This window comes from Bacillus cereus group sp. BceL291 (genome assembly GCF_051776705.1).
Lineage (GTDB): Bacteria > Bacillota > Bacilli > Bacillales > Bacillaceae_G > Bacillus_A > Bacillus_A cereus.
In genome coordinates this window covers 1-9735 of the sequence record NZ_JBPWAP010000124.1, presented here as the reverse complement: position 1 = coordinate 9735, position 9735 = coordinate 1, and the positions used below count along the sequence as shown (strand labels likewise).

The following is a 9735-nucleotide window of genomic DNA, read 5'->3' as shown; positions in this document are numbered from 1 at the left end:
TTTTCCCCTTTAGGTTTCCCTTCTAGGTGAGGTGATTGGTAATAGGTCTTTCGTGAGCTAACCTAGATTAGTGCTATTTAATCAATTCTAAATCTACCCTTATGGGCGCACGTACATATCTATTAAGTCATCAAAGGTCACATCTTTTTGTGGGTTATGTAGTTTTAATAAATAAATATGTTGCTTAAGGTGGTTCCGTTGTGCTTGTTCAAAGAATGCATTATTAGATTCCGACAAACCCTGGATAACCATTGCAAAAACCTCGGCTACTTTATCAACTGGTCCACGTAAAATATTAATGTTTTTGGTATCAGGGTTTGTGGGATCAATATAATAAATCGAACTTTCAGGAATCTTGTGTGCTTGTACTAACTTAAATACCTTTTGACATAAATCATTACTCGGTTCAATAACAGTTATCCCATTTAAAAATGTTCCTTTTACTTCTTCTGTATCGTAATTATTCTTTTTATACGTATTTTCAAACTTATTTATAAAACGTACCATCCAGTGTAAATCTTGATTAATCATTGGAATAATTAAACTAGATGTCTTACCAGAACCAATAGGACCAATAATAATTCCATTTAGGGTTCTATCTTTCCCCTTGATTCGAATCATTTCTTTGTGCTTAATATGAGGACCTATCTCAACATCAGGATATATTTGTTCCTCTTGGCTATTAAACCACTTTTGTAACTTATGATTTTTATATTCGTATTTTTGTACCCACTTTAAGATTTCTTCTCTGTAACGGATAATATGGCCACTATACCAAAGAGTAAACAAAATCATAAATACGGTCGGTAAGAATACAAATATCATGGTGAGTGTATGGAAATTTCCTGTTAATACATCCCCTATTGCTTGATATTCACCAAAATTAACATGTTTTGCTTTATTCATAAGATAAGGAATAACTTTCGCATGGATAGGAGCAGTTGCAAACCATAAAAACTGAATATCTACTGCAATATGAGAAGCAATTAAAATTAATAACTTGCCATTTTGAAATTGTAAAGCTGGGATACGGCTGTAGAACCTAAAACTAAATTCTCCTAGTAGCAAAGAGAAAAACATTAAAAATAGTGGTACATATGTAATTTCTATAGGATAAGACGGTGGTTCAAATGCATAGTAGAGTAACTGTATGTAGTTTGCTACACCAAATCCAAATGAAAGGATAAATGCGCTAATTAAGGTGATTGTAGTGTATAATGGTAATCTTTGCTTAGATGTCTCCATAAAGGTTCACCTACTTTTTAAAGACATAGTTGAGCTTTATGGTGTAATGTAAAACGATTATGAAGTTCTGGTTTGTATTGTTCCTTTGATTTTTTTAGAAAGAACTTCGCTGCATCTTCAGTTTGTTTTAAATATAAGTCAATACTATCTCCTTCACACAATTGGTTATATTCTTCTTGAGAAAGTACTGCAATATTTATCTCTAGTTTGTTATTCGTTGCAGTTTCAATTATTACATCGTACCAATAATAATTAGGTTTTCCTGGGATTTTGATATCTTGTAGGGAAACGCAAAATTTAGCTCCCCCTTCTGTAATATGTTTAAGGACTAGTTCTGGAGTTTTAAATGCTTCTCTTGCTGAGAGTACTCCCCCAGTAGTTGTTGCAAATTGTAAGTTCATTGTCATTTTCCACTTCCACCTTTCTCCATACAAAAAAAGGCAAGCGACACCCACTGTAAAAACAGCGTGTGTCGCTTGCCTTAATTTCATATGTTCTGATTTGATTGTAGTTTTGAGTGTTTAGTTCAAACGTTATTTTATCATCTTAAATAATAAAAATCAATAAAATTATATAAAAAATAAACGATTAATATAATTCTACAAATTTACGTCTTTTCGGATTAACGTTATTTGCAGTATGTACCATGATCTGTTCATCGGTTGCTATATTTGTATTTTGAATGGATAGAAGTAGTACATTATCGTAAGCATCCATCAGTAGAATATCCCTAGGATTTTCACGTTTAGGATAGATAACTACAAGTGGAACGCCTTCATCTCCATCCCTTCTTGAAAACACGACATCATCTAATCTTGCAATCATTCGGTAATCATTTTCATTTCCAAAAATAAAAAAGAAATCTTGAATAGAATCTTTATCTCTCCTGTATGTTCGTCGAAGGCCACCATCTATTGATTCTTTAAACGTTTGAATTTTTTCGACAAATGTGTAACGCCAATTGACATCTCCTACTGTACGTTGGGATAAAGGAAAAAGAATATCTTGTTCCAAGTTTTGATTATCATCTGTTCCTAGAATGATATCTGAAATAACATCTCCAGCATCTTTCAATGAGCAAATGTGTACATTTAGATTTGGTATATTCATTAATAGTTCATGATACTTCCGCATAGAAAATAATAGATTTTTCATACGTACGTATGGCGGTTCTGCATCTTCTGCAAGGAACATTGATTTGTCGTACATAACAAAGACAACCGTTACATCTTCATTTGTTTTTTTTGTATATTCTATGTACTTCTCAACTTTTTCAACTAAGGTAGAATTGGTTTCTTTACACATATCCATCTCAATATGGATATTTTTATCTTGATATGAAATATGTTCATCAGGAATCAAGGCCAATTGGTTGTCCTCAATTTTCACATTTTTTTTCTGGTAAAAAGAACGAATATCTAATTTATATAATATTTCATTCGTTTGTGTCTTATTTGTAGTCGCTAAAAGAGTACGGATCATGACCTCACGTGAACACATTGTGTGAAAAGAAGTTGCTCTTGAGTAACGTCTTTTTGAACTTTTTTTAGAAATTCTTCCTATTTGCATTAAGAATTCAATTGTCTTTTCTTTTAAGGAAAATAAAGCACGTTTCGTAATACTGTCAGCCTTTTTATCTATTTTTTTAGTTAGCATAGCTCCATATTGTGAGTAACGGTCAAGCTTTGTAAATATGCTAGCTTCTGAACATTCTCTTCCCTCAAATGCACTATATAACTGAGTGATTTGTCTTGTTGTAAGTGCTCTTTTGTAATATAAAACTGTAAAGACAAATATGTCAGCTTCTTTTAAGTGAAAATGTTTTTTGGTACCTGATCTTCTATATTTATACACTTTTTCGGACAATGCATACACCTCTTATATTGAATTGAACTTAACTTAAATACTTATTATTTTTCATATACTATTACATTGATGTGGTAGTTGTAAAATAAGAAAAAATGAATAAGAGATTTTAATCTTTAGAGATACCTCGTTTTGTACATCGAAGTTGAGATGATAACTACTCTTATAAATCTCTTATAAATTATTGATTTATAAGGCCCTATTAAATCCTTTGTTTTGTTAGGACGAGCTACTACTAGACACCTAACAATAGTTATAATGAAATTCCATTTGTAAAATAATGTTATGACGTCCTAACATTTATTAGATAGTAAAAATACCATTTTAATTGATTAAAATTATTCAAGAATTATAAAAAGACTTATTGATAATAAAGAGTAATTTTCTCTATCTTTAACTCGAAATTCAACTTTTTATATGTGATGAAGCGCTCTTTCCAAATTCTGATATTGACTCAATTTAAAATTCCAACTTTTTCTTTTAGTTGTTTTTTATTGTATAGAATCATAAATTCACTTAGACAAATATTATTAATTGTTTCTACCAAATCAAAAATAAGTTAGAAATATGTCTACAGGTACTTAACATATAGGTTTTAGTCACTTGAACTACTTCCCCTGTTGCTTCGTTGAGAAGGAGTAATCCTAACTGAAATGATAAAATTAACCAATTGTTAATTTTATGTAAGGTTATAATCGCTATCATCATTCCTACTACATTACAAAAGTTTATATTGTAATGTAAGTATCACTTTGATGTTAATAAGATGAGATCTCACTTTTAATAATCTAGTTTGAACAAATGTTTCTTTTTCATAGTAGTGATGTGGTTGTTATCCTACTACTTTTAGAATGTCAAATTTGATTTATCTTAGTATTCTCTTTTTAATATGTTGAATATTGAGGGGATTGATGCTGTTCATATGAAATTAACAATCTCTTCTATTTGCTTTCAAGGAATGAATGAAATTGACAAGGAATTGAATTCAAATGAGGAACAGAGGATAATTTTTCTTATAACTTATATAATAATGTGAACTAACAAGTACTAAGTGAAGAACAGTGCATTAACATAACATTAACAATGAGCGGTCTTATAAGTGATAAAACCTGTTAAAACAGCTAGGTAATAAAGAAAACCTTAGTGTGAATTGCTATAAGAATGTTTTGAAATCTCTTTAGTAATATAAATACACACGACTAATATAAGATGTTAGAAAATTGAGAAATCAAAGCCGGATTATATAAGCTGTACAAGTACAGTTTATATATAAGTTTTATATAAGAGTCTTATATAAATATTTTTGTTAATTTGATAGGTAATTTTTCGTTTTAATATTGATATAAAAGTATTAAATTATACACCTTATATATAAAACTTATATATAAGGTGTATAAGTTTTTCTTGGATTTTCATGTTAAAAAAATAGGTGATTTTTAATCAGTTTTTTAAAATTTTAATCTGGATTTTTTAATAATCTTTGTTGAAATGTAAATCACATGAAATTTAAGATTGATATAACACGTATACGCATTATATATACGTCGTACATCTAAACCCTTATAATATATAGATTAATTCCAATTTTATTTTTATAAGTCTTATATATAAGACCTTTATATAAGTTTTATTTATAATGACTTGATATACGACGTGTAATGATGTACTATGTTCCTAGGAATAATTAACCAGTGTTTTAAGGGGGGGACAACTTGAACGAAGTTTTAAGTGAAAAATATCAAACAATCAAGTTTGCAGATGAAGTAGTAAACATGTTTGCTGATATACTTGAACAAGATGAGATACTCTATAGTGTATTTCTATACATAGGAAACATAGTAAATAAACAATTTCAAGAGACGAAGTACATGAGGGGCATATCTATTAATGAAATAGTGGAAAATGTAGTTATTGATAGGAGAGTAAAGAAAAAAAAGGGAAAATCCTATTCATTAGAGGTTGAACGTACAAATATATCTAGACGTTCAGCGGAAATAAGTGTGAGTACGTTATCATCAATGTCTTTAATCTATGAAAAAACCATGCACCCATATAAATTTTTGATCTCAACTTATAGAGGGCAACAAGTACTGATTGAGTTAGGGAAAAGAAAAAAGATAAATAAGGAGAGATAAAATAATGGCAAAAAACTTCTTAAAGAATGAAGTGGCAGTTAAAATGACGATGGTCGGTTTTGGTCAAGCTGGTACTAGAATGGTAGATAAATTTGCGGAATATACACATACAGATGGCACAGCAGTATATAATTGCTTAGCACTAAATAGTAATGATGGAGATCTAGCTGAATTAAAAAATGTACCAAAAAGTAATCAAGTTTCACTGAAATTAGGTGGTTTAGGTAAGAACCCTGAGCGTGCAGTAAAAGTCCTTGATTCAAATGAGGAAGCAAAAGAAAAGCTAAAAGAATTTATTACTGAACGTGTAAGACCTACGGATGAACTTGTTTTATTTTTTGCAGGTTTAGGTGGAGGAACTGGAACTTCTACAATCATTAAGGCCATTGAAGAATTTTCGGCTTTTCATAACAAGCCAGTAATCAGACAAGAATTACAAAAGGTTGCGCAGCTATATCCAATGGCTGAAATTAAGGCGAATCAGGCAAAGTTTGCAAGAATAGCCTTTGAAAATGCTATTGAGCGCAAAGACTTTATTAAAATGGGGATTGTTGTAACTCTTCCCGTCCGAGCGGATGGGCCCGATGTATTACGACAAGTAAATAAATTTTCACAGGAAATTTGGAAATTAGCAAATGATAAATCAAAAGGTGTAGCATTTGTAGTATTTGCTGATAACCAGCATTTTTACGATGAATTTAAGGAATTAAATGAAAATGAGAAAAAAGGTGTCGCTAATTCACGAGATTATGCAAATCAACGTATTAGTGAAATTATTCATGAGTTAAATACCGCTGCTAATGGATCTGGTACATCTGTAATACTGGATTCTCAAGACTTTAAACGTATTTTACTTGAGAAAACGGGCTGTTTAGTAATTAATAAGGTTTCACGTAATATGAATCAAATAGAAAATAGCCATGCAATTATAGAAATGTTTCAAGAATCATTAAGAGGAAGCTCTTTCCATCCCCCAATTGATTTGATGAAGAAGAACGATGATGGTTCAGTTGAAGCATCAAAAGTACATCATTTTGGTATGCTTGCTATCCTAGATGAGCAAAAGAATATTAATGATTCCTTTATGGATGACGCTAAGGTAGAAGTTTCAAATAATTTACCTATAAATGGCACAGTCTTTAATGGATATTTGGTGAGTAAGAATGATTTCTTAGGAAGTGTATATACATTCTATAAAACTGATGCATTACCATCGAGATTATCTAAAGGTTTAGTTGAAGAATTTAATGAGTTTAAAGAAAGACAAAGCCAAATTCAGTATAAAAAGTCTCAAATTAGTACGATTGAAAGTATAGATGAGGATGAGGATTTAGGTTTTGCATTTGGAGATTTTATCGATATGGGTAGTGATGAAGAAAATAATAATGCTGGAGCAAATGAAGATGAAGATCTAGCAGATTTTTTAGATCCAGATAAAATGTTTGGTACTACAAAATAATAAAAAAGTCTGGACTAAGTTCCAGACTTTTTTATTATTTTACTGAATTCATAAGAGATTTTATATGCTCAATAATATTATCTTGTATGTACTGCTCTATGAAGAGTTGTTTTTTACTCAAATCTTCCTCTTTTTTAAACCAGCCTGCTTTTCTAGTACGCTCTTCCTCAGGTTTATTATTCCATAAGCTCTCTGCTTGTTTTCTTAATTCTTGGCGTGCTCTATGTTCAATAATAAAATTATCAAGCCTATCTTGGCGTTGGCGTAATTTTAACGTTTCTACATCTTCTGGTTGTGGTAACTGCTTTAATATACTCTGTACCTTCTCTTCATAATGAGATTCAATATGTTTTATTTTTTCTTCTAACTGTTTAGTTACCATTTTTTCAATAATTTCTGCAGTAGCTTGAAGGTTTAATTCAGTGGATACCTCATTTGTTTGATGTTCTGGTGACACTGGTCTTAAATCAAACTGGTGTGGTAAAAGGTCAATAATTGCATCTAAAGACCATTTCTCATCCCTTTTCTGCTTTATAAATAGAGCAATTTCAAGGTCTAAAGCATTATAGAGTTTTTCATTTGTATTTTGAGTTCTTAAAGTTTCATGAAGTCCCTTTTCTTCTAGGATATTGAACCAATTATAAACTGTATTATGATGACGTCCTACTAGTTTTGAGAATTCTGTTATCCGCCATGCTTTTTCGAAAACATTATCATCTAATATATCATCATCGTTAATTTGATGGTCTTGTTTTTCATTTTTTTGCTCAATCATTGTAACTACCTCCTCAAAAATCAACTCATAAACAACTAATTATAATTAACATGTGAGCTGAAATTAACATGTTAGCTAGTATTTCGATAATATTTGTAAAAATCCCTACCAAACCAGTAAATTACATGAAATATGAAATTAACATGTAAACATATACTTGTTAACAAAACATTAACGTTTAGTATAAAATTCGGTTGAATTAGTAACTTTATTACCAATTTGAAATATATCAGTGGTAATGTTTTGTTAATAGGAATATATATTATGTTAGTAGCACTACTGATAGTTGCTATGAGATTAACAAATTAGGCTACTTAATATTAATGATAAGGAAATAAAGCTATTTTGTAAATAAGTTATAAGGATATAATTCAGGTATATAACGGAAAATACACATAGTAACGTCCAAAATGTAATTATCACGTATAAAAACTAGTAAAAAGTAAATGATATTAATGTAGATTTAGTATTGTTCAATAAACAAAACGGTATTTAAGGATATAGGAGTACAATCATAATACTTCAAAGAGGTTCGTTCCTACCCCCTATTTACTTGCTACGGATCTACTTATGTATATTAATTTAGTATAGAATGTACAATTTAAGCTGTATATTGCATGTCATGATAGAAATTTATGTAGTCAGTATCAACAAAACGATCTTTATCAGTATTTAAGAACAAACTGAGCCCGTGAATTAACATTGATATAAAATGCGACATTGACATGAAATCGACATTAAAACAACCTTCTAACAACACACAAGCACATATTGTTAATGTTTTGTTAACTATAATAGACATATCAACCCTATGTTTACATGTTGATCTAAAAAGATTACCTTTTAACATGAAATGTGAATCGTAAACAAAGAATTTTATGGGGAATTTTGAGGAAGTTTTTAAGATACTAAAGTTTGATTTAGAATAATCCTGATGATGTGTTTTTGTAGATATCCGATCTCTAGTACACGCTTGCATATATTAATAAAATCATAAATAAGATGATGAGATTAACATGTTAACCCAAATTAGATAAGTATACTTCGAATATCCATAAAGATAACATTGACATGAAATAAGAAATCGCTATGAGGTTAATATAACATTAACAAAATCTATTCAAACTAAGGACGGATCATCCTAATTGTTAATGTCATGTTGATCAGAGATAGAAAATACCATTTAGACTTAGAGATACTAGTTATTCTAATGGGTGTTTATGACTTAAACCTCTTAAAAAGTTAATAAAAGTAATTGGTAATAAAATATAGCATGCGCTGGTTTGCTAGTTGTTACATTCCATTAACTTAAATGTAGATCCACCAAATAGTTTTGTGTTGATTTATATCTGGGTATCAACAGAGTGATATAACATCTTAAATATTGATATGAAATTAACATCTACACATTTTCGTTTCATTTTATATCAATCTCAATTAATATGTCAATCTCAATCATAGGTATTAGTGTTAGTTAATTATCTATATAACATTAACAAAATCTATTCAAACTAAGGACGGATCATCCTGATTGTTAATGTCATGTTGATCAGAGATAGAAAATACCATTTAGACTTAGAGATACTAGTTATTCTAATGGGTGTTTATGACTTAAACCCCTTAAAAGTTAATAAAAGTAATTGGTAATAAAATATAGCATGCGCTGGTTTGCTAGTTGTTACATTCTATTAACTTAAATGTAGATCTACCAAATAGTTTTGCGTTGATTTATATCTGGGTATCAACAGAGTGATATAACATCTTAAGTATTGATATGAAATTAACATCTACACATTTTTGTTTCATTTCATATCAATATCAATTAATATGTCAATCTCAATCATAGGTATTAGTGTTAGTTAATTCTTTATATGACATTAACATGTCTAGGTTGTGTACTTCCAATTGTGTTGAAAATTAAATGGAGATAGATTTTCTTATAAACCTTCTTGACCAAGGAGGTTTATAAAAAGAATGGTGTAGCATATTTGAAATTTAGTTATAAATAGCAGTTGTAATGTTCAGGTATAAGACTAATTTAGTTGGGCATACTATAAGTATGAGTTCTTTTTTATAGTATTTGAGTGGAAGAAATGGTTTTGAAACTTAGCTATAATAGAAATGATTTTGTACATCATTCAAATTTTGTAAATGTCAAGATAAACATGTACATTTTCGCTTGTTTAAGCATGTACAAAATCAATCATTTTCTTTGCTAAAATGATCTTTAATTCGATAGGATTGTCCTACAATAC

Annotated in this window: 6 protein-coding genes; 2 read left to right on the top strand and 4 right to left on the bottom strand. The window is 29.7% G+C overall.

What is annotated here, in order from left to right:
* Positions 1-99: 99 nt before the first annotated feature.
* From ACS2CR_RS32235 to ACS2CR_RS32225, 3 genes are all read right to left on the bottom strand, one after another.
* A complete protein-coding gene (locus ACS2CR_RS32235) occupies positions 100-1245 on the bottom strand; it encodes a conjugal transfer protein TraG (RefSeq protein WP_153603046.1) in 1146 nt (381 codons plus the stop codon).
* A gap of 17 nt (positions 1246-1262) precedes the next feature.
* Positions 1263-1736, bottom strand: coding sequence for a hypothetical protein (locus ACS2CR_RS32230; protein WP_082044813.1), 474 nt, complete (start codon positions 1734-1736; stop codon positions 1263-1265).
* 97 nt (positions 1737-1833) lie between these two features.
* Complete coding sequence (locus ACS2CR_RS32225) at positions 1834-3111, bottom strand: replication-relaxation family protein (protein ID WP_098640064.1); 1278 nt, start codon at positions 3109-3111, stop codon at positions 1834-1836.
* Positions 3112-4823: 1712 nt separating this feature from the next.
* On the opposite strand from ACS2CR_RS32225, the gene ACS2CR_RS32220 reads away from it, so the two are divergent.
* Positions 4824-5246, top strand: a complete 423-nt coding sequence (locus ACS2CR_RS32220; RefSeq protein ID WP_001006726.1) for a hypothetical protein — start codon at positions 4824-4826, stop codon at positions 5244-5246.
* Positions 5247-5250: 4 nt separating this feature from the next.
* Positions 5251-6705 carry a cell division protein FtsZ gene (locus tag ACS2CR_RS32215; RefSeq protein WP_001097036.1) on the top strand — a complete coding sequence of 485 codons (1455 nt, stop codon included), beginning with the start codon at positions 5251-5253 and terminating at the stop codon, positions 6703-6705.
* Positions 6706-6739: 34 nt separating this feature from the next.
* On the opposite strand, the gene ACS2CR_RS32210 is transcribed toward ACS2CR_RS32215, so the two are convergent.
* On the bottom strand, positions 6740-7480 hold the full coding sequence (locus tag ACS2CR_RS32210; protein ID WP_153603047.1) for a MerR family transcriptional regulator: 741 nt from the start codon (positions 7478-7480) through the stop codon (positions 6740-6742).
* Positions 7481-9735: the final 2255 nt, after the last annotated feature.